A 21,027-nucleotide genomic window follows, 5' to 3' on the forward strand; every position below is an offset into this window, starting at 1 on the left:
CAGCAGTCAGGTCAGTGGATGATGCCGGTGCGCAGGGCCACCGCCACCATGCCGGCGCGGTCGCCCGTGCCGAGCTTGCGGGCGATACGGGCGAGGTGGCTCTTGACGGTCAGGGCGGAAAGACCCATCGAGACGCCGATGGCCTTGTTCGACTGGCCCTCCGCCACTAGCCGGAGCACCTCGACCTCGCGGCCGGACAGTTCGCGGTAGCCGCCCGGGTGGCTCGGGGTACCCGGGGGGCGGCGGTGCATACGGGCGGCGGCGGCCGAGCCGATGGGGGCGACGCCGGGGCGGGTGGGCAGGCCGATGTTCGTACGCGTGCCGGTGACGACGTATCCCTTCACGCCACCCGCCAGGGCGTTGCGTACGGCGCCGATGTCGTCGGCGGCGGAGAGGGCGAGGCCGTTGGGCCAGCCCGCGGCTCGGGTTTCGGAGAGGAGGGTGAGGCCGGAGCCATCCGGCAGATGGACTTCCGCGACGCAGATGTCACGGGGGTTGCCGATGCGGGGACGAGCCTCCGCGACGGACGAGGCCTCGATCACATCGCGTACTCCGAGGGCCCACAGGTGGCGGGTGACGGTGGAGCGCACGCGCTGGTCGGCCACGACCACCATCGCGGTGGGCTTGTTCGGGCGGTAGGCGACCAGGCTTGCGGGCTGCTCGAGGAGAACGGACACCAGGCCTCCTGGGGGTGGGGGGTGTGGGACGGGGCCGGCTCTGGGGAGGGAACCGGGGGGAACCGTGCTTTCAAGGTCACAGAGGTCTTCGGCACCAAACGCGTCTGCCTTTAGAGAATGATCACGATTTGGTGAGTAACAATCCGTGCAATTCGGACGGATGGTCGATCACCCGAAGACCGAACGAGTCCACTCCGCTTCGTTGCGCGGCTGAAAGTGGTCGTATCGACAAAGAGATTGCTGCTTGTGGGTGAGGGGCCGGGCGGTAAACCCGAAGGGTTGATCAGAAGAGGCGATCAGGGGTGATCAGGCGGAGCGGGGTTGGGCTCAGCGGGCCTGGGGGCCGCGCCGCTGAGGGAGCGTCACGACCGATGGGTCACCCGGAGCCGCCGGGGGCAGGCCGGCGATCTGGCTCAGCAGGTCGCACCAGGCGGCGAGATGGGAGGCCGTGTCCGGGACGCCGCCCAGGCCCTCGCGGGGGGTCCAGGAGGCGCGGATCTCGATCTGGGAGGCGGGGCGACGTTCCGAGAGCCCGCCGAAGTAGTGGGAGCTCGCCCGGGTGACGGTGCCGCTGGGTTCGCCGTACGACAGGCCGCGTGCCTGGAGGGCGCCGGTCAGCCAGGACCAGCAGACGTCGGGGAACAGCGGGTCGGCGGCGATCTCCGGTTCCAGTTCCGCGCGTACGAGCGTGACCAGGCGGAACGATCCCTGCCAGGCCTCATGCCCGGCGGGGTCGTGCAGGAGGATGAGCCGGCCGTCCGCCAGATCCTCGTCGCCGTCGACGACCGCGGCCTCCAGCGCGTACGCGAACGGGGCGAGCCGCTGCGGCGGCTTGGTCGGGTCGATCTCGATCTCCGGCCGCAGCCGTGCCGTGCCGAGCGCGTCGACGGCCGTGCGGAAGGGCAGCGGAGTCGCGTCCGCCCCCTTCTGTACTGCTTCCTTGTCGTCCCTGGCTTCCTTTGCGTCGTCCATTCCGCCAGTGCCGTCCGACAGTCGTCCTTGAGCCGCAGCCATGCGGGGAAGATTAAGGGGAACGACGCCTTCGTGCAGGGACAGACACCCGTGCCTCCGGCGGTTGGGCGGGGAACGGTTCGGTTTCGTTGTATTTGTGGGCCTGCCTGGCTGTGACGTGGGCGGTTCGTCGGAGGTGGTTCGGGTGTGTGGCGGCTGCGGTTGTCGTGGGTTGCTCGCGCCCACGCGGCGGAGCCGCAAAATTGATACAGCCCCACGCCCCTGTGGGGCGCTCGTTGCCCCGCGAGGCCTGGTGTCCGTACGGCGTGCGAGACTTTCGGCGTGAGTGCCAACGACCGCCCGACGGGCCAGCCGACAGCCACGTACGAATCCGCCTTCATGAAGGCGTGCAGGCGCGAGAGCGTGCCGCATACACCGGTGTGGTTCATGCGGCAGGCCGGGCGGTCGCTGCCCGAGTACCGCAAGGTGCGTGAGGGCATCCCCATGCTCGAGTCGTGTATGCGGCCCGAGCTGGTCGCGGAGATCACGCTGCAGCCGGTGCGCAGGCACAACGTGGACGCGGCGATCTACTTCAGCGACATCGTCGTCCCCCTCAAGGCCATCGGTGTCGACCTCGACATCAAGCCGGGCGTCGGCCCGGTCGTCGAGAAGCCGATCCGCTCCCGCGCGGATCTCGCGCAGCTGCGCGACCTGACGCCCGAGGACGTCGCGTACGTCACCGAGGCCATCGGTCTGCTCACCGCCGAACTCGGCGAGACCCCGCTCATCGGCTTCGCCGGCGCGCCGTTCACGCTCGCCAGCTACCTCGTGGAGGGCGGTCCGTCCCGCAACCACGAGCACACCAAGGCGCTCATGTACGGCAACCCGCAGCTGTGGGCCGAACTGCTCGACCGGCTCGCGGAGATCACAGCCGCCTTCCTGAAGGTGCAGATCGAGGCGGGCGCCTCGGCCGTGCAGCTCTTCGACTCGTGGGTCGGCGCGCTGGCGCCGGCCGACTACCGGCGCTCCGTCATGCCCGCCTCCACGAAGGTCTTCGAGGCCGTGAAGTCGTACGGCGTCCCGCGCATCCACTTCGGGGTCGGCACCGGTGAACTGCTGGGCTTGATGGGCGAGGCGGGCGCGGACGTGGTCGGCGTCGACTGGCGCGTCCCGCTCGACGAGGCCGCGCGCCGCGTCGGCCCGGGCAAGGCGCTGCAGGGCAACCTCGACCCGGCGGTCCTCTTCTCCACCACGGAGGCCGTCGAGACCAAGACGCAGGAGATCCTCGACGCCGCCGCGGGCCTGGAGGGCCACATCTTCAACCTCGGCCATGGCGTCCTGCCGAGCACGGAACCGGACGCGCTGACCCGGCTCGTCGAGTACGTCCACACACGCACCGCCCGCTAGCGAGGTCTCAGGTCTGCCGCGGCCGGGCCTGCCTGCCCCACAGAAGGCCGCGCGGCTCCGGTGGTGGCGGGGTGCCCGGGCGCAGGGGCCAGGCGAGGAGCATGCCTGCCACGAAGCCGGCCACATGGGCCAGGTATGCGACGGTGCCGGCCTCGGAGACGCCGGCGCCGGACGAGTACACCGCCTGGAGGCCGAACCAGAAGCCCAGTACGAGCCAGGCGGGCAGTCGCAGCGGCAGGAAGATCAGGAACGGTACGAGGACCCAGACACGGGCCTTCGGATACAGAACCAGATACGCGCCCAGGACACCGGCGATCGCACCGGACGCGCCGATCAGCGGGTCGCCGGAGGTGGCGTTGACGAGGGCGAAGGCATACGCCGCCGCGTAGCCGCAGACCACGTAGAACAGCAGGTAGCGCACGTGGCCGAGGCGGTCCTCGATGTTGTTGCCGAAAATCAGCAGGAAGAGCATGTTGCCGAGCAGGTGCAGCCAACTGCCGTGCAGGAACATCGCGGTGAGCACCGACAGCGGGGGCGACTTGTCGTAGTCGGGCGGACCCACCACGCAGCCGGGACCCTGTGGGCCCACGGCCACATCGCCGGTGGGCACGACGGTCGGCGTCCGGTCCTGGAGCATCTCGCGCGGCACCGCTGCCCACTCGTCCAGGAACGCCTGGAGCTGGCACAGCTGCGTGAGACTGCTCTCGCCGACCAGCGAGGCGGCCACGCCCGGGGTGGCCAGGAAGACAAGGACGTTGGCGCCGATCAGCGCGTACGTCACGAACGGTGTGCGGCGTGCCGGGTTCACATCATGGACGGGGATGACCACAAGGTACTTCTGCCCGCGACCGGGCCGCTCTGAACGGGTGTGAACGGGAGCGCGGGCGTCTGCGTATGTTTCGGCAACCGCCGTGATCCCAGCAACACGTGAGGAACAGGTCAATGAACGACCGAGTCACTCCGACCATGACCGCCACGCCGGACGGCGAGGCGGAAGTAGCCCTCGTGGTCAGACTGTCGTGGGAGGACGTGGCCGCGCTCGGCCAGGAAGCGGGTCGGCTTGCCGCGAGCATGCAGCGTCCCGTGACCCTCGACGAGGCGGCCAGCCACCGGCTGCGCAGCCGTCAGCCCGGTTCGCACGCGCGGCCCCAGGCGGCGCCGCAGCCGCCGCAGGTGTCGCCGGTCTCGTCGTTGCCGCGGTCTCCCGGCGAGCAGGCTCGGCAGGCCATAGAGAAGATCAACGGAACCACTCCTGGAGCGGCTCAGGGTGCCTGAGACGTCGTCAGGGCCCCGGGCCCTCAGGGCAACCGGGGGCCCGACGTCCCCCAGGCGTCTTCGGCGCCCTGGGCCGTGAGCGCGTGCGCGTGGCCGGCGCGGAGGGCCACGCGTACGCTCCGCCGGTTGAGCAGGGGGGCGCTTGGGTTTCGTTTGCGTTTTCAGGTGTGGGTCCGCATTGGGCAAGCTGCAGGGGTCGTTTGTCGGCCGCAGGCTCGTTGTGGCTGGTCGCGCCCACGCGGCGGAGCCGCATGTGTCACAGCCCCGCGCCCCTACGGGGCGCGCCCGCACCGATCCCAAGTCAGGCAGTCACCGTCTGCCGAATATCGCTCCCACCGCCTTGCGCGCCGCCACCTGTACCGGGTCCCAGACCGGGGAGAACGGGGGCGCGTAGCCCAGGTCCAGAGCTGTCACCTGCTCTACCGTCATGCCTGCCGTCAGGGCCACCGCCGCGATGTCCACTCGTTTGCCCGCGCCCTCGCGGCCTACGATCTGGACGCCCAGCAGGCGGCCGGTGCGTCGTTCGGCGAGCATCTTCACCGTCATCGGGGCGGCGCCCGGGTAGTACCCGGAGCGGCTGGTGGACTCGATGATGACCTTCTCGTACTGGAGCCCTGCCCTGCGTGCGTCCTTTTCGCGGAGGCCGGTGCGGGCGATCTCCAGGTCGCAGACCTTGCTCACCGCCGTGCCCACGACGCCGGGGAACGTGGCGTAGCCGCCGCCGGCGTTCGCGCCGATCACCTGGCCGTGTTTGTTGGCGTGCGTGCCCAGGGCGATGTGCCGTTCGCGGCCGGAGACCAGGTCGAGGACCTCCACGCAGTCGCCGCCGGCCCAGATGTTCTCGTAGCCGCGTACGCGCATGGCCTGGTCGGTCAGCAGCCCCTCGTGGTCGCCCAGTGGCAGCCCCGCCGCCTGCGCGAGCGTCGTCTCCGGGCGTACGCCGATGCCGAGCACCACCACGTCCGCCGGGTACTCGGCGTCCTCCGTGGCGACCGCGCGGACCCGGCCGTCCTCGCCGGTGAGGATCTTGGTGACCTCGGCGTCGTTCACCATCGTGATGCCCAGGCCCTCCATGGCCTGGTGCACCAGCCGGCCCATGTCGGGGTCGAGCGTGGACATCGGCTCCTTGCCGCGGTTGACCACCGTCACCTCGTACCCGCGGTTCACCAGAGCCTCGGCCATCTCCACGCCGATGTAGCCGGCGCCGACCACCACCGCGCGCCGGCCGGACGTACGGGCCAGTGTGTCGATCAGGGCCTGGCCGTCGTCGAGGGTCTGCACGCCGTGCACCCCCGGGGCGTCGATGCCGGGCAGCGGCGGACGGATCGGCCGGGCGCCCGTCGCGATCACGAGCTTGTCGTACGACGTCCACGCCTCGGCCCCGGACTCCAGGTCACGGGCGCGGACCCGGCTGTCCGCGACATCCAGCGCCGTCACCTCCGTACGCATCCGCAGGTCGATCCCGCGCTCCCGGTGCTCCTCGGGGCTGCGCGCGATCAACTGGTCCCGGTCCGCGACGTCGCCGCCCACCCAGTACGGGATGCCGCATGCGGAGTACGAGCTGAAGTGGCCGCGCTCGAACGCGATGATCTCCAGTTCGTCGGGACCCTTCATACGGCGCGCCTGGGACGCGGCGGCCATGCCGGCCGCGTCCCCTCCGACGACCACCAGGCGTTCTCTCGTACGGCTCATGCTCATACGAACACGCTACGGGGGTGCGGCATTTCAGTCCTGCCGGCCCTCCTCTCCCGGTGCCGGCCGGGCGGCCGGCAGGGGCATGCCCGCTGTACCCGTTCCCGCGTCCGCCGTGGCCGGGTGGCGCGGCAGCCGGTGCCGCAGGAAACGCACCCACAGCAGTAGGAGCAGCGCCGCGCCCACCACGAAGGGAAGTACTGCGGCGAGCGCCATCGCGATCCAGCGGAACGTGGCGACGAACGCGTTCCAGCCACCCGAGAGCGCGTCCGCCAGCCCCGGGTCCTCGTCCTCCGCCGCCTTCACCGGCGTCTCGGACAGCGACAGGGTGATCGTGGCAAGGCTCGTACGGTCCTTCAGGGACGCCTGCTGGGCCAGCAGGGACTCCAGATCGGCCTGCCGGGTGCTCAACTCGCCTTCCAGCGTGACCACATCGCTGAGCTTGGTCGCCTGGTCCATCAGCTCGCGGATCCGGATCACGCTGGCGCGCTGCGTCTTGATGCGGCTCTCCACGTCGACGACCTGGTCCGTGACGTCCTGCGCCTTCGCCGTCCGGTTGATCAGCCTGCCCGAGCCCTCCAGGTCCGCGAGCACCTCCTCGTACCGGTCCGTGGGCACCCGCAGGACAACCCGCGAGTGCTCACGACCCTTGCGGTCGCGGTCGGTGGTCTCGTTGCCGACGATGCCGCCCGCGTTCTCGACGGCGGTACGGGCCTCGGCGAGAGCCTTGGGTACGTCCTTGACCTGCACGGTCAGGGAAGCGGTACGGATGATGTGGGTGGCGCTCATCTTCGGTGGCGCGGTGGCTTTCTGGTCCTTGTCACTGCTGTCCTCCTGCTGGAGGCCGGCCGCGCCCGCGTCGGCGCGGGCGGCGGGCTTACCGCCGCTGTCCGAGGTCGAGCCGGCGTCGTTCGCGCCGGTGCACCCAGTGAGCGCGAGGGCGGCGGCCAACAGTAGTGCCGCGAGGGTCGCGAGAGTGCGGACGGGCCGTGGGGATCGTACGGATCGGAGCCTGGATGTTTCGTGCCTGGGCGTGGTGCCACGCGTCTGCATGTCTGCGTACCCCCGAGAGTCTCGTGATGACTGACGCTCCTTCGACGCCGGAGCGGGGCGGGACGTTGGAAGCATCCGGTCCCGAACAGGTCACGGTCCGGACTCGTCATGGACACCGCGGGCCGAAGGAGGGCCGAAAGGGGGCCGAAGGGATGTCAGTGGGGAGTGGGACAGTGGAGACATGCACGCAGACACTCGTACGGGACCCGGTCACGTCGTCGTCATCGGGGGCGGCATCGCCGGTCTGGCCGCCGCCCACCGGCTGCTGGACAGCGGCGCGCGCGTGACCGTCCTGGAAGCCTCGGACCGGCTCGGCGGCAAGCTGCTCCCCGGCGAGATCGCGGGTGCGCGGGTCGACTTCGGGGCCGAGTCGATGCTGGCCCGGCGCCCCGAGGCGGTGGCGCTCGCGCGCGAGGTGGGCCTCGACGCCCGGCTGCGGCCGCCCGCGACGGCAAGCGCGTCGATCTGGACGCGGGGGGCGCTGCGACCCATGCCCAAGGGTCACGTCATGGGTGTGCCCGGCACCGCGTCGGCCCTCGCCGGACTGCTCTCCGCGGAGGGCGTGCAGCGCATCGAGCGCGACGCCGACCTGCCGCGCACGGAGATCGGCGAAGACGTGGCAGTGGGGGAGTATGTGGCGGCCCGCCTCGGCCGTGAGGTGGTGGACCGCCTGATCGAGCCACTCCTGGGCGGCGTCTACGCGGGCGACGCCTACCGCATCTCCATGCGCTCGGCCGTCCCCCAGCTCTTCGAGGCGGCTCGTACGCACACGTCGTTGACGGAGGCGGTCCGCGGCATCCAGTCCCGGGCGGCTGCCGCGCAGCAGACCGGCCCCGTCTTCATGGGCATCGAGGGCGGCATCGGCCAACTGCCGCTCGCGGTGGCCGAGTCGGTGCGGGCGCGCGGCGGCGAGATCGTCACCGGGGCGCAGGTGACAGAGCTGCGCAGGTCCGCGGGGGAGGCGGCTGGGCGATCTGGTGGACTGGCCTGGCGCGTCGTCGCCGCAGGGCGCGTGCTGCACGCCGACGGCGTTGTCGTCGCGGTTCCCGCCGTGGCGGCCGCCGCGTTGCTGCGCGACGAAGCGCCCGCTGCCGCGGCTGAGCTCGCCGGTGTCGACTACGCCTCCATGGCGCTCATCACGCTCGCCTACCGGCGCGGTGACATCCGCCTCCCTGAAGGGAGCGGTTTTCTGGTGCCGCCCGTTGACGGGCGGACCATCAAGGCATCGACGTTCGCCTCCCAGAAGTGGGGGTGGATCGACGAGGAGAACCCGGATGTGATGGTCCTGCGGACGTCCGTGGGGCGGTTCGGCGAGACCGAGATCCTCGGACGCGAGGACGGCGAGCTCGTCGACGTCTCGCGCCACGACCTGCGCGAAGCCACCGGCCTCGACGCCACGCCCATAGCGGCCGGCGTCACGCGCTGGACCGACGGCCTGCCCCAGTACCCCGTCGGGCACCACGCGCGCGTGGCCCGCATCCGGGAGCACGTCGGCAAGCTGCCGGGCCTCGCCGTGTGCGGAGCGGCGTACGACGGAGTCGGGATCCCGGCGTGTATCGCGAGCGCGTACGCCGCCGTGGACCAGCTGAAGGGCGACCGCGGCGGACTGGACGAGCTGATCAAGAACCCGGTGCAGAGTCTGCACGGCGGAGCGGGAGAATAACCCCATGAGTGACGACGCCCCCATCACCGACCCCGCCAAGATCCCGAACAAGGGCAAGCTGGCCAAGGACCTGAACGAGGTCATCCGCTACACCCTGTGGTCCGTCTTCAAGCTGCGAGACGTCCTCCCCGAGGACCGCGCCGGCTACGCGGACGAGGTCCAGGAGCTCTTCGACCAGCTCGCCGCCAAGGACGTCACGATCCGCGGCACGTACGACGTGTCCGGGCTGCGCGCCGACGCCGACCTCATGATCTGGTGGCACGCGGAGACCTCCGACCAGCTCCAGGAGGCGTACAACCTCTTCCGTCGCACGAAGCTCGGCCGCGCCCTGGAGCCGGTCTGGTCGAACATGGCGCTGCACCGCCCCGCGGAGTTCAACCGCTCGCACATCCCCGCGTTCCTCGCCGACGAGACGCCGCGCAACTACATCAGCGTCTACCCGTTCGTGCGCTCCTACGACTGGTACCTGCTGCCCGACGAGGACCGCCGCCGCATGCTCGCCGACCACGGCAAGATGGCCCGCGGCTACCCGGACGTGCGCGCCAACACGGTCGCCTCGTTCTCGCTGGGCGACTACGAGTGGATCCTCGCCTTCGAGGCCGACGAGCTGTACCGCATCGTCGACCTCATGCGCCACCTGCGCGCCTCCGAGGCCAGGATGCACGTCCGCGAGGAAGTCCCGTTCTACACCGGGCGCCGTAAGGACATCGGCGAGTTGGTCGCGGGCCTGGCCTGAGCAGCCGCCTCAACGCCTCAGCAGAACCCGTCGCGTGGCCCGCGCCAGCCGGGCCGCCGGGCGTCGCGACAGCGGGGCGGGGCCCGAGCGCTCCAGCCACCAGTCGCTCAACTCCCGCTGTACGTCGGCGTCTTCGAGGCGGCCGTGCAGAAGCAGGTGCTCGGCGAAGGCCAGCGCGTCGTGCCGGTAGCCATCCGTCATCGGGTGGCCCTGCGCGTAGGCCAGGAACTCCGTCCGGTACGCCCCCGCCAGGATCTCCGGCAGTTCCGGAGCGACCTTGGCGACGACGTCTGCCCGCTTCGAGGCGAGCGCCCGCGCCTGCACGGCCAGCCGCGTCCGGTCGAAGCCCTCGGGTGCGGGGGTTCCGGCGACGAGCGCGGAGAGCAGGGCGGCCTGGGCGACGGCGAGGCACTGACGGGGAGCTTCGGTGCCTGTGGTGTCCTGCGGGGCGCCCCCGTCCCGTACGCCTGAAGGCTTGCCGTTTGCGTTCGGAGCCTTCGCCTTCTCCACCGTTTCCCTGATCGCCGCCAACTCCCGCTCCAGCTCGGCCGGTTCGGGGAAGTTCTCGTCCCGCTCCAGGAGTACGCCCGGTGGGCGCACCCGGGACGCCAGGTCCGCGAGGATGTCGAGGACCGCCGAGGGTACGGCGTGGGCGTGGCTGTCGTGCCAGACGCCGTCGCGTTCGAAGCCGCCGGCGACGTGGACGTACGCGATGGCCTCGACCGGCAGTTCGTCGAGGGCCTTGGCGGGGTCCTCGCCCCGGTTGACGTGGTTGGTGTGGAGGTTGGCCACGTCGATGAGGAGACGTACGCCGGTACGGTCGACCAGTTCGTACAGGAACTGCCCCTCGGTCATCTCCTCACCCGGCCAGGAGAAGAGCGCCGCGATGTTCTCGACGGCGAGCGGCACGGGCAGGGCGGCCTGCGCGATGCGGATGTTCTCGCACAGGACGTCGAGCGCGTCCCTGGTACGCGGCACGGGCAGCAGGTGCCCGGCCTCCAGTCGTGGCGAGGCGGTGAGGAGGCCGCCCGCGCGAACGAACGCGATGTGCTCCGTGACGAGCGGTGCGGCGAGCGCCTCGGCGCGCTCGGCCAGGGCGGTGAGGCGGTCCTCGTCGGGCCGTTCGGCGCCGCCGAGGCCGAGTGAGACGCCGTGCGGTATGACCGTGACGCCGCGGTCGCGCAGGCGCCGCAGTGACTCCGGGATGTGTCCCGGGCACACGTTCTCCGCGACGGCCTCGACCCAGTCGATGCCGGACATGCGCTCGACGGCCTCGGCGATTTCTGGCCGCCATCCGATTCCCGTACCCAGTCGATGCATGACGGGGTCATGGCCCCAGAACGCGAGGGCGAACCCAGCGGCAGGGACGTTCAGAGCAACATTTGAGGTTCGCCGGGTAGGGGCGGCGGGGTGGATCAAGGCGAAAGGCGGTAGAAGCGCCACAGGTCGTGGGCGACGGGCAGTACCTCCGCCGAGTTGTATCCCGCCTCACGGGCGTACGCGCGTACCGTTGCGGGGCGCAGGACGGTGCCCGCCTCCACCTTCGCGCCCTCCGCGCGGGTGGCAGGGAGGCAGTGCAGCACGCTGAAGGCGTAGTTGAGGCGGTCCACGTCCGGCCCCGGAGCGGTGAAGTCCTCGCTCACCTTCTCGTCCGCGATGAGCACGGCGCCTGACGGAGTCAGCAGCCGGCGCACCGAGGTCAGCGCTCCGACCGGGTCCGCCATGTCGTGCAGCGCCTCGAACACGGTGACCAGGTCCACGGCGCCGTCGAGGCCCGCCCCGGCCGCGTCGGTGTGCACGAAGGCGATCCGATCACCGAGCCCGGCTTCGTCGGCGTTGCGCCGGGCCTGTTCGACGGAGGCGGGGTCCAGGTCGATGCCGATCAGCCGGGCTGTCGGGAAGGCGCGGGCCAGGGCGATCGTCGACCAGCCGAGGCCGCAGCCCAGGTCGAGCACCCGGGCGCCGGAGCCGTCGGTGAGCCGGCGGTGGACGTCCGGCAGGGCTGCGGCCCAGGAGCGGAGCGTCTCCGGTTGGAACATGGGACGGTTCAGGCCCGCGATGCCTTCACGGGTGCCCCGGCCGTAGCGCTCGTACGGCACGCCCCCGCCCGTGGCGAAGGCCTCCAGCACCTCGGGCAGGGTCTCGGCGATCGAGGCGATGAACTGCGGACCGGCCGCCATGTAGCACGGGTCGTCGCGGTCCAGCAGTACGCGACGGTGTTCGGCGGGCAGGGAGAAACGCCGGTCGTAGCCGTCGTCGGGAGCGGAGGTGGCCGGCCCGGGCACGGTCAGGATCCCGGCGACCGCCTGCTGCTCCAGCCACTCGCGGGCGTACCGCGCATGGATGCCCGCCGTCCTGGACAGTTCGCGGGGCGTCATGGGGCCGTGCGCGGCCAGCGCCTCGTAGAGGCCTCGGCGTACGCCGACCTCGACGGTGAAGATCTCGAGGGCCGAGCGCAGGCCCGTGAGGATCTCCTCGGCCAGCCGTTCGGCGTTCGGGGTCTGCTCGGATGTGTCGTCGCTCATGGTCGTGACCTCCTGTGTCGGCGGTCCGCCGGCGGACCGCCGACAGTTCACAGTCCCACGCGGAGCTACAAGGCGTCATGGCGCGATCACGGTGTGTCTTCCATTTTGAAGACGCTGACGCTGGGGTCGGCTTCGAGGTTCCGGATCTCGGCGACGCCGAGCCGAGGCCGGGGTGCCGCTCACTGTCCCAAGGGCGTCCGTGGCGTCGGGCCCGGCAATGGCGCCAGGAGGGGCGGGTACGCGGTCGTCGCCTGCTCCCTGGTCAGGGCGGCGGTGATCCTGCGGGCCAGGAGCGGGTCGGCCGGGAGTACGTGTGAGGCGAACCAGCGGGCCGCCGACGGGGCGGGGGACGGTTCGGTGAACTCCGAGCCCGCGTAGTCGTCGAGCGGGGGATCGTAGATGTATCCGGCGACCACGCCGTGGTTCACCAGGCGTTCCACGAGGGCGTCGCGGTCGTGGACCAGGAGCGGAACCCGGAAGACGGGAGGAAGGCCCTCCTGGGTGGCTCGGTCGCGCAGCGCCGGGGAGGCCCAGACGGTGCCCGAGAGCAGGGAGGTGCCGACCCTGCGGTGGGCGAGGTTCGCGTCGAGGCCCGCCATGCGGAGCTTCAACTGGCCGCGGACCAGCGCTCCGTGGCGGGAGCGGAAGTCGTGAAGGTCTACGCGTACCCATGGCTCGTATGCCTTCAGGCTGGGCGCCTCGCGAGCGCTGCGGGCCAGCCGTGGCGCGTGCAGGGGCATGCGGAAGTCGTCGCGTTCCAGCAGACCGAGGCGCTGCATGGTGCGCCACGCGGGACGCACCAGATGGAGGCTGCGTACGGCGGAACGCGCCAGCGGACGCAGTGCCGCGGCCAGGTCGGTGCGCAGGCGGGCCGGTTCGAGCAGATCGTCGCGCAGCAGCTCCATCTCCCGCCGGGTGCGCGCGTCCTCGACGGCGAGGAACCCGCCGGCCATCGCCGCCACATGCTTGGACAGGCTGAATGCCGCCGCCTTCCCGAACGTCCCGATCGGCTGCCCGTCCACATGCGTGCCGATCGCGTGTGCCGCGTCCTCGAGCAGGGGGATCCCCAACTCCTCGCAGCGGCGCCGCAGTTCGACGACGCGGTCCGGCAAGCCGTACAGGTTCGTGGTCAGAACGGCGTCCACGTTCCGCCAGGTCGACTCGGGTACGGCGGCGGGGTCGATATTGCCGTCCCACATGGACACCGGGGCCTGCACCGGGCGCAGCCCGGCCGCGAGGACCACGAAGAGGATCACGTCGTCGTTCACCGGTGACATCAGCACGCGTGCGCCGGGCCGGCACCAGCGTCGTAGTGCCAGATACAGCGCCAGCCGTGCCGAGGGCGTGTAGACGCATTCGCGTCCGAGCCGCCGTGTCATCGTCGCGGCGAGCCGCGATCCGTACGGCATGGTCACCTCTTCTTGTCGAAGGGCCGTCAAAGGGCCGTCGAGGGGTCGTGCGCTGGGGCGTACGGGGGCGTGCAAGGGTGCCTTTTCGCAGGGCGAGTGCTCTCGCGTGCGCGTCGATCAGTCCGCCCCGCCCCGCCCTCGGACGGCCGGGGGCGGGGAGAAGCCTGCTCAGCGTGGGCGGGGGACGGCGCTGCCGGAGCCCGTCCGGCCCGACGTACGCAAGGTGCCGACCGTCTTCAGCAGCCGGTCGGCCGGTTCGCGCAGGGTGGGATGGGCCAGGACCGTGTTCCGCAGGCCGCGCACCGGTCTGCGCCACAGCCGGTGCGCGGTCGCCACCGGGTGGGAGCGGGTCGCGAAACCCTCGGCGACGCGCAGCTCGCGGGTCTTGAGCCAGTCCTTGTACTCCTTGTCACCGCGGCCCATGTCCATCAGCCGTACGCCGTCCCGGGCCGCCGCCTCGGCCATCCGCAGGTGCATGATCAGGCCGGGCGAGTAGTAGCGGAACTCGGGGTCGTACGCGGTGAACCAGGCCGCGAACACCGTGCGCGATCTCGGCCCGAAGTGGGCGGCCACCGGGCGGTCGCCCGCGTACACCACGGACAGCACACCGGTGAAGTGCTCCTCGCGCACCTGGAACAGATGGTCCACCAGGTCCACGATCCACGGCCGCGCGAACCGGTCCATCCGTCCCGTCCTGCGGTACTGCGCGGACTTCCACCGCATCAGCGTGCGCAGCACCCGCGGGTCGCGCTCGTCGAAGACGAACCGCATCTCGCCCAGGTCGCGCCCCAGGCGGCGTTCCTTCTTCAGCGTCGTCTTGGCGATCCCCGGGTACGTGGCCCGCAGCCACTGGGCGTAGTCGCCGTCGCCGGGCTTCAAGTCGAGCACCGGTGAGGGGAACGTGCCCGTGACGTGCCTGCCGAACGGCTTCTGCTCCGCGACGAGATGGTCGAACTCGAAGACGGACAGCCCGCAGGCGCGCAGCAGTTGCTCGGTGTCCCAGGTGATCCCGGGGCGGTGCACGAGGGCCTGGCAGTCTGAGAGTCCGAGACCTATGGCCCGGCCGACGCCGAGGGAGTTGCGTTCGTACGGGAAGAAGCCGACGGGTTCGCCTCTCTCGTGCAGGACCGCCACCCGCGCCCCACCGCGGCAACCGCCGATCCCGGCCGCGAACTCCGGTGCCAGGAAGGGGTTGGCGTAGTCGGGCGACTCGTCCATCGCCTTGTGCCAGGCCCGGCTGAGCGAGGCGTCGAGATGCTCGGCTCTGTGGATGCTGATGTCTGTGATGTCGCCATCACTGCTGATCGATCGCATGGGCGACCGCCCCCCGTTTCCCCCAACACGCGTTCTCCGCGTCCGTCCTGCCGTTTTCTGCTACTCGGCAGAGCTCAAACGTGGCGAAACAGCCCGCAGGATGTCAAGGGTGTCCGTTGCAATGAAATGCTATAGATCGGGTGACAAGGTCTGTTCAGGGACATCCACCGCAACTCCCGGCAACTCACGGCGACTTACCGTAACTCCAGGCCCCTTCGGCTCTTCAGCAGCAGGGGTGGTGCCGCGTGCTGTGGAACCCGCTCAGTACACCGGCAGCAGTTCCCAACCCCCGCGTAGTCCGCCCGCGTCCGAGCGCACAGTGAGGTGCGTATTCTGCGCCTGCCGGACATCATGGACGGGACAGACATCCGGGGGCGAGACCCTCCGGCGGGGTCAGGGGGGCCCATGGCACAGCCGTTGGAAAGCAGCGACCCGCGGCAGGTGGGGCCGTACCACATCATGGGCCGCCTCGGAGCCGGCGGGATGGGGCGCGTCTACCTGGGGCGGTCACCGGGCGGGCGCGCGGTCGCCGTCAAGACGATCCGGCCCGAACTCACCGACGACCCCGAGTTCCGGCAGCGGTTCGCCCGGGAGGCGGCTGCCGCCCGCGCTGTCAGCGGGGCGTTCACGGCCGCGGTCCTCGACGCGGATCCGTATGGAGACCCGCCGTGGCTCGCCACCGTCCATGTCGCGGGTATCTCGCTCGACGCCACCATCGCGCGGCACGGTCCGCTGCCCGAATCCTCGGTGCTCGCGCTGGGCGCCGGTCTGAGCGAGGCGCTCCAGGCCATCCATGCGGCGGGACTCGTACACCGGGATCTCAAGCCCTCCAATGTGCTGCTGGCTCCCGACGGGCCCAAGGTGATCGACTTCGGGATCGCGATCAGTGCCGGTTCGAGTTCGCTGACCCGCAGCGGAGTCGTCGTCGGCACGCCCGCGTTCATGTCGCCCGAACAGCTGACGGGTGGGCGCGCCGGTCCGCCCGCCGATGTGTTCGCCCTCGGGAGCGTGCTTGTTTTCGCCGCTTGTGGCGAGGCGCCCTTCAGCTCCGGCCCTGCGGCCGGGATCGGCTTCGGCGTGGTCCATGACGAGCCCGACCTGTCCGCGGTACCGGAAGGGCTGCGCCCGCTCCTCGCCCACTGCCTGGAGAAGGATCCGGCACGCCGGCCCACGGTCGCGGAACTGCTCACGGAGTTCGCCCACCGCATCCTTCCGTCGCCCACGGCGGCGTACGGCCAGTACGGCCAGTACGGCCAGTACGGCCAGTACGGAAAGGACACAGTCACCCTCGCCCTGCACGGCGGGGCCTGGCTGCCCGCGCCGGTGGCCGCCTCGGTGCGGCGGGCCGAGGAGGCCGGCATCGGCAACGAGGTGTCACCGACGGGCCCGCGGCCCGCGACAGCCGGGGCCGGGGGAGCCGGGGTCGCGGTGGATCCCCGCCTGCCGCAGGAGCCGTCCGGGCAAACCGCGGGGGCACCCGAGGCGCTCCGGACACCGACCGTCGCCTCGCCCGAGGGCCCGCGGTACTCCGGTCCGGGCGCCCCCGGCCCCGTACCCCCGAGCGGTTCGCCCACCTGGACGGACGCGCGATTGCGACCGCAGCCGTCACCACCCGGGCCGTCGGGCAGCGGACCGCTTCCGACCGGCGGACCGCTTCCGGGGGGCGGGGGAGACCGTGATCCCGATACGCCCACCCGTCGCCGCGTGCTGATCGCGCTCGCCGGAGCGGGCACAGTCGCCGCCGTCGGCGCGGGCACCTACTGGCTGGGGCGCGGCGACCAGGACGACCCCGATGAGAGCGCGAGCAACGACCCCTTGAACGACCCGGGGACCGCCCCGGCCCCGGGGGACCGGAGATGGACGTACAGCACCGGCGGCCCGGTGGCGCCCGCCCTTCTCGCCGCGGGCGGGCTGGTGTTCGCCGGCAGCAAGGACGGGAGCATGTACGCACTGGACGCCGAAACCGGCAAGCGACGCTGGGCGTTCAGCACCGGCAACGGCGTCTACACCTGTCCCGCCGTGGCCGGGGGCCTCGCCTACTTCGGCAGCGCGGACTACCACCTCTATGCCGTCGACGTGAAGACCGGCGACCAGCGCTGGCAGTTCAGCGCTGGTGGAGAGGTCAACTCCTCACCTGTGGTCGCCGGGGGAGTGGTCTACGCGGGCAGCGACGACGGCCGGCTGTACGCCGTGGACGCCCGTTCCGGCGACCGGAAGTGGGCCTTCGCCGCCGAGGGCCGGATCCGTTCCTCCCCGGTGGTCGCTTGGGGCAAGATCTTCGTCGGCAGCGAGGACTCCCGGCTGTACGGCATCGACGCGGCGACCGGAGAACGCGCCTGGGCCTTCGACACGGACGGCGACGTCAAGTCCTCACCGGCGATCGCCGATCGCGTCGTCTACGCGGGCAGCTACGACGGCAACCTCTACGCCGTCAACTGCGATACCGGCGAACACCTGTGGACCTTCGCCACACGGGGCGGCGTGGGCTCCTCGCCTGCGGTATCCGACGGAGTCGTCTACGTGGGGAGCGACGACGGCAACCTGTACGCGGTCGACGCCCTCACCGGGAAGCAGAGGTGGAAGTTCACCATCGGCAGCATCGTCTACTCCTCGCCGACCGTCCTCGGCGACGTCGTGTACGTGGGCAGCAAGAGCGGCAACCTCTATGCCGTACAAAAGGCCACGGGCAAGCAGCGGTGGAGGTATCGCACCGGCGCGGACATCCGCTCCTCACCCGCGGCGACCGGCGGCACGGTCTATGTGGGCAACGACAGTGGCACGGTGTTCGCGGTCAACCGCTGAGCACCGCGGGGAGGTTGGCGGCGCGTGGTTCCCCGTGGCAAGCGATTTCGTACAAGCGATTGACCGTGTCTCGTCAGGTCGCGATTCTGAGACGGCCCCCCACTCTTGGAGACTCGATGCGACCGACCGACAAGCGCAGAACCCGCAGAACCCGTAGAGCGCTGAACACGGGCACGGCTCTGTCCTTGACCGGGTTGTTACTCGCGAGCCTCACCGGACTCGTACCTGCCCAGGCCGCCGATACCGCAACTTCCACCGCCGCGACGGAAGTTGATGGCGTACCGACATCCGTGACCCCCCTCACCACCGGGCTGACCATCCCCTGGGGCGTCGACTGGCTGCCCGACGGCTCAGGCGCCCTGGTCACCGAGCGCGACGACTTCCGGGTCTGGACGGTCGCCCCCGACGGCGCGAAGACCCAGGTCGGGACCGTTCCCGAGAGCCAGACCACTGACGGCGAGGGCGGACTCATGGGTGTCGCCGTCGACCCCGACTGGGCCACCAACCACCACGTGTACTTCATGCACACCGCCGCCGAGGGCAACCGCATCGCCCGTATGACGTACGACGGCACCTCGCTCAGCGGCTACACGGTGATCCTCCGTGGCATCGGCAAGGCCCGCTACCACAACGGCGGACGGCTCGCCTTCGGCCCCGACGGCTATCTGTACGCCACGACCGGCGACGCCCAGAACACCGCGCTGGCCCAGGACCCGAACTCCCTCAACGGCAAGATCCTGCGCCTGACCACCTCCGGGGACCCGGCCCCCGGCAACCCCTTCGGCAACCACGTCTACAGCCTCGGCCACCGCAACCCGCAGGGGCTCGCCTTCGACCGCAACGGGCGGCTGTGGTCGGCCGAGTTCGGCAGCACCCGCTTCGACGAACTCAACCTGATCAAGCCCGGCGCCAACTACGGCTGGCCCACCTGCGAGGGCACCTGCTCGGTCGCCGGGATGACCAACCCGAAGAAGACCTGGACCACGGGCGAGGCCTCGCCCAGCGCCATCACCATCGCCGACAACGTCGTCTACATGGCCGCACAACGCGGCCAGCGCCTCTGGCGCATCCCCATCGAGGGCGACACGGAGAACGTGGGCACGGCGACGGCGTACTACGTCGGTACCTACGGCCGGCTCCGTACGGTGCTCAAGGTGCCCGGCAGCGAGCAGCTGTGGCTGACGACCACCAACGCCGACGCCCCCGGAGGCCAGCCGGACGGCGCGGACCGCATCCTGCGGGTCACCCTGGGCTAGAAGGAAGGCTTGCTGCGAGCGGCAGCTCGCAGCAAGCCCTTTGCTCAGCGCCAGGCGGCCGGTCGACGCACGCCTTCCGGCAGGGCGCCGGCCCGGTCGTACCCCTCGACTGCGACCGTCAGCCCGGGCGCGATCTCCGTGAAACCCGCGTCGCGTACCAACGGGAGTCCGCTCGTGGTGAGTTGGGCCCACAGGGCGGGAGGCGAAGTGCGGACCGAGAGGGGGAAGCCGGCGTCGCGCCAGGCTTTGCGGGCCTCGTCGGGGAGTTCCCACCAGGCGAGTTGGGCGCCGTGACCGGCCTGGGCCATCGCCTTTCCGGCAGACATGTCGACATCGGGGCTCATCCAGAGCACGGGGGCCGTCGCGTCGGGGTCCCCCGGTGCTTCCGGGTCGTCGAGATCCGTGCCGGAGACCTGGAGGCGGGCCAGGTCCTTGGGCCAGCCGTCGAGGGGGACCGGCGGGAAGACGCGTACCTCGGCAGACCTGCCCATGACCGTGATACCCGGCAACGCCTCGGCCCGCCGCCACTCGGCGCCGCGCGCCCGCCGCACCACCTTGCGGATCCGGGCGTCCTCCCAGTCCCGCATGGCCTGCGCCCATTCGCCGTCCCCGAGCGACCGCTCGTCGCTGAGCATCACCAGGACGGCGCGGGCAGCGGTTTCGAGTGCGTCTGTACGCGCCGGGGGCTCGGTCCGCTCGATACGGACGACCAACGGCAGTACGAACTGGGGCACTTGGTCGCGGGCGGTCGACTCATGGCGGAAGGGGGTGTCCTCACTGCCGGCCTGGCCGCCCGGGGTGGTCGTCTGGTCGCTGCTCACGCCCTCCAGTCTGCCAGGCGGAAGATCGGTTCCTCTGCGCGCGGCCGAACGTATGGGCGGGGATGGTCCGCATGGAACGGGAGTTTCTCTGGAGGGAATCGGCCGCCGTCACGGCCTCGGCGACCCTGGGGTGCTGCGCGGCGTCGACCTGGCACTGGCCCCCTGCACACTGGTCCGTGTCGAGGGCGCCAACGGCAAGTCGACCCACGGTTTGTGCACCTCAGTAGCCACACAAGGGTGCAACCCTCCGTAGTTCTGCGCTCGCATCGTGCAAACCCGCAGGTCGGGGCGCACCAGCACGAGGCCCCAACTACGGGCCCAGCTCACGCAGTTGGGGGCGCTCAGTGTTCGCGCGGCCGGTACGGCAACTGTGTCAGCCTGCCCCGCTGCGGTTCCGGACCGGGGCGCGGCGGGGGGTCCGGAGGCGCGACAGGCTCATCGGATTCGAGTCAGCTCTCTTCGGCCATCCGCGGAGCCTGAACATCACGGTGCCGGCCACCCTCAGCGTTGGGGAAACGCTTCGGCGTGGGACTGTTGCGTCCACTGACGAGAGGCCATGAGACATGCCGGAAGTGAAGACAGAACGGCCGCCGGACCTACTGCCGGTACGGCTTCCAGGGCGTGCCGGAGCCGATTCGACACCGAGTGCGGAAGCTTTGGTTCGGCACGTGAAGGAAGGCTTGAGAAGCCGGCAGTACACGTTCGGAGATGTCCTTCCTTCGGAGTCGGAGCTCCAAGAGCTCTACGGCGCCACCAGCGATGAGGTGCGACAAGGAATTCAGCACCTTCGACGCGAAGGGTGTCTGCAGCTTCACGATGAGTACTTGGAGACATTCATCCTGGACCCTGGCACGGAGAGGGTTGGGCTGGAACCAACCGATGAACTCGCTCACCGAGTAGCTCGACTTGAGAGTCTCTGCGGGGAACTCTCGGCACGACTCGCGACAGTGGAGTCGCAGCTTGCGCGACGAAATCGCCCAGAAGCCCGATAGCTGCAGCGATTACCTGACACCAGCGTCAGAATCAGAGGTCGAGAGTCGAGGGTGCGTGCGGTAGGTAGGTGGCCGCAGGGAGCTTGCCGCACGCCTGATCGGTGCCGGCGCGATGGCAGCGGCGGCCATTGCGGTGGCTTGCGCGCTCACCACCCGCCGAGGCTGATCGCCGTCACCCGGAGCAGGCGTTGCGCTGCCCCTCCTGCCACTCGCAGACGGGGCACAGCGTGATCCCCTTGTACGACTCCGGGTACTCCGTGGGCTTCTGGCACAGCACGCACTCGGCGAATGGCGGGCCCTCGGCCCTCGCCGGAGCTTCCGGGGCTTCCCGGGCGGCCTCAGAGCCACCGGTGCCGCAGTAGTCGCTCATGGCTCCAGCGTAGGCCGAGGCCGGACCCGCGGCGACGGATGCCCGCACCGGTGAGTCCGCCTCCGCCGCGCTCCTCGTCAGCTC

The 21,027-nt window shown here is 70.7% G+C and carries 18 protein-coding genes; 7 read left to right on the forward strand and 11 right to left on the reverse strand.

The annotated features are described in order from the left end of the window. Positions 1-11 precede the first annotated feature (11 nt). Together ACFYO0_RS30925 and ACFYO0_RS30930 are read right to left on the reverse strand one after the other, a co-directional pair. Entirely contained in the window at positions 12-677 is a 666-nt protein-coding gene (locus tag ACFYO0_RS30925) for a response regulator transcription factor (RefSeq protein ID WP_344388965.1), read from the reverse strand. A 327-nt stretch (positions 678-1,004) separates the two neighbouring features. Further along, positions 1,005-1,691, reverse strand: a complete 687-nt coding sequence (locus ACFYO0_RS30930) for a DUF3000 domain-containing protein (RefSeq protein WP_388682614.1) — start codon at positions 1,689-1,691, stop codon at positions 1,005-1,007. 279 nt (positions 1,692-1,970) lie between these two features. Here ACFYO0_RS30930 and hemE point away from each other — a divergent pair, with 279 nt between their 5' ends. After that, positions 1,971-3,035, forward strand: coding sequence for a uroporphyrinogen decarboxylase (gene hemE / locus ACFYO0_RS30935; protein ID WP_388682617.1), 1,065 nt, complete (start codon positions 1,971-1,973; stop codon positions 3,033-3,035). Positions 3,036-3,042: 7 nt separating this feature from the next. Here hemE and ACFYO0_RS30940 read toward each other — a convergent pair whose 3' ends face one another. Further along, positions 3,043-3,864 (reverse strand): rhomboid family intramembrane serine protease, encoded by an 822-nt coding sequence (locus ACFYO0_RS30940; RefSeq protein WP_388682619.1) that lies wholly within the window; start codon positions 3,862-3,864, stop codon positions 3,043-3,045. A gap of 113 nt (positions 3,865-3,977) precedes the next feature. Here ACFYO0_RS30940 and ACFYO0_RS30945 point away from each other — a divergent pair, with 113 nt between their 5' ends. After that, positions 3,978-4,310 carry a hypothetical protein gene (locus ACFYO0_RS30945; protein ID WP_388682621.1) on the forward strand — a complete coding sequence of 111 codons (333 nt, stop codon included), beginning with the start codon at positions 3,978-3,980 and terminating at the stop codon, positions 4,308-4,310. A 309-nt stretch (positions 4,311-4,619) separates the two neighbouring features. Here the strand turns inward: ACFYO0_RS30945 and ACFYO0_RS30950 are convergent, their stop codons facing one another. Beyond that, complete coding sequence (locus tag ACFYO0_RS30950; protein ID WP_388682623.1) at positions 4,620-6,008, reverse strand: FAD-dependent oxidoreductase; 1,389 nt, start codon at positions 6,006-6,008, stop codon at positions 4,620-4,622. A 27-nt stretch (positions 6,009-6,035) separates the two neighbouring features. Further along, positions 6,036-7,055 (reverse strand): DUF4349 domain-containing protein, encoded by a 1,020-nt coding sequence (locus ACFYO0_RS30955; RefSeq protein WP_388682625.1) that lies wholly within the window; start codon positions 7,053-7,055, stop codon positions 6,036-6,038. Positions 7,056-7,236: 181 nt separating this feature from the next. On the opposite strand from ACFYO0_RS30955, the gene hemG reads away from it, so the two are divergent. Both hemG and hemQ read left to right on the forward strand, forming a co-directional pair. After that, entirely contained in the window at positions 7,237-8,718 is a 1,482-nt protein-coding gene (gene hemG, locus ACFYO0_RS30960; RefSeq protein ID WP_388682626.1) for a protoporphyrinogen oxidase, read from the forward strand. Between the two features lie 4 nt (positions 8,719-8,722). Beyond that, a complete protein-coding gene (hemQ, locus tag ACFYO0_RS30965; RefSeq protein WP_388682629.1) occupies positions 8,723-9,454 on the forward strand; it encodes a hydrogen peroxide-dependent heme synthase in 732 nt (243 codons plus the stop codon). A gap of 9 nt (positions 9,455-9,463) precedes the next feature. Here hemQ and ACFYO0_RS30970 read toward each other — a convergent pair whose 3' ends face one another. The 4 genes from ACFYO0_RS30970 to ACFYO0_RS30985 all read right to left on the reverse strand — a co-directional run bounded on the left by ACFYO0_RS30970 (position 9,464) and on the right by ACFYO0_RS30985 (position 14,702). Continuing rightward, positions 9,464-10,774, reverse strand: coding sequence for a DUF692 domain-containing protein (locus tag ACFYO0_RS30970; RefSeq protein WP_388682630.1), 1,311 nt, complete (start codon positions 10,772-10,774; stop codon positions 9,464-9,466). Positions 10,775-10,869: 95 nt separating this feature from the next. Further along, positions 10,870-11,979 carry a class I SAM-dependent methyltransferase gene (locus tag ACFYO0_RS30975; RefSeq protein ID WP_388682632.1) on the reverse strand — a complete coding sequence of 370 codons (1,110 nt, stop codon included), beginning with the start codon at positions 11,977-11,979 and terminating at the stop codon, positions 10,870-10,872. 179 nt (positions 11,980-12,158) lie between these two features. Then, complete coding sequence (locus ACFYO0_RS30980; RefSeq protein ID WP_388682635.1) at positions 12,159-13,388, reverse strand: DegT/DnrJ/EryC1/StrS family aminotransferase; 1,230 nt, start codon at positions 13,386-13,388, stop codon at positions 12,159-12,161. Between the two features lie 168 nt (positions 13,389-13,556). Then, positions 13,557-14,702 (reverse strand): GNAT family N-acetyltransferase, encoded by a 1,146-nt coding sequence (locus ACFYO0_RS30985; protein ID WP_388682637.1) that lies wholly within the window; start codon positions 14,700-14,702, stop codon positions 13,557-13,559. 405 nt (positions 14,703-15,107) lie between these two features. Here ACFYO0_RS30985 and ACFYO0_RS30990 point away from each other — a divergent pair, with 405 nt between their 5' ends. Both ACFYO0_RS30990 and ACFYO0_RS30995 read left to right on the forward strand, forming a co-directional pair. Then, positions 15,108-17,504 (forward strand): PQQ-binding-like beta-propeller repeat protein, encoded by a 2,397-nt coding sequence (locus ACFYO0_RS30990; protein ID WP_388682640.1) that lies wholly within the window; start codon positions 15,108-15,110, stop codon positions 17,502-17,504. 290 nt (positions 17,505-17,794) lie between these two features. Continuing rightward, complete coding sequence (locus ACFYO0_RS30995; RefSeq protein ID WP_388682642.1) at positions 17,795-18,760, forward strand: PQQ-dependent sugar dehydrogenase; 966 nt, start codon at positions 17,795-17,797, stop codon at positions 18,758-18,760. 44 nt (positions 18,761-18,804) lie between these two features. On the opposite strand, the gene ACFYO0_RS31000 is transcribed toward ACFYO0_RS30995, so the two are convergent. Further along, a complete protein-coding gene (locus ACFYO0_RS31000; protein WP_388682644.1) occupies positions 18,805-19,581 on the reverse strand; it encodes a peptidyl-tRNA hydrolase in 777 nt (258 codons plus the stop codon). 563 nt (positions 19,582-20,144) lie between these two features. Here ACFYO0_RS31000 and ACFYO0_RS31005 point away from each other — a divergent pair. Next, positions 20,145-20,573, forward strand: coding sequence for a GntR family transcriptional regulator (locus ACFYO0_RS31005; RefSeq protein WP_388682646.1), 429 nt, complete (start codon positions 20,145-20,147; stop codon positions 20,571-20,573). A 172-nt stretch (positions 20,574-20,745) separates the two neighbouring features. Here the strand turns inward: ACFYO0_RS31005 and ACFYO0_RS31010 are convergent, their stop codons facing one another. Then, on the reverse strand, positions 20,746-20,943 hold the full coding sequence (locus ACFYO0_RS31010) for a hypothetical protein (RefSeq protein ID WP_388682648.1): 198 nt from the start codon (positions 20,941-20,943) through the stop codon (positions 20,746-20,748). Positions 20,944-21,027 lie beyond the last annotated feature (84 nt).

It is taken from the genome of Streptomyces sp. NPDC006365, from assembly GCF_042870755.1.
In the GTDB taxonomy this organism is placed as follows: Bacteria; Actinomycetota; Actinomycetes; order Streptomycetales; family Streptomycetaceae; genus Streptomyces; species Streptomyces xiangluensis.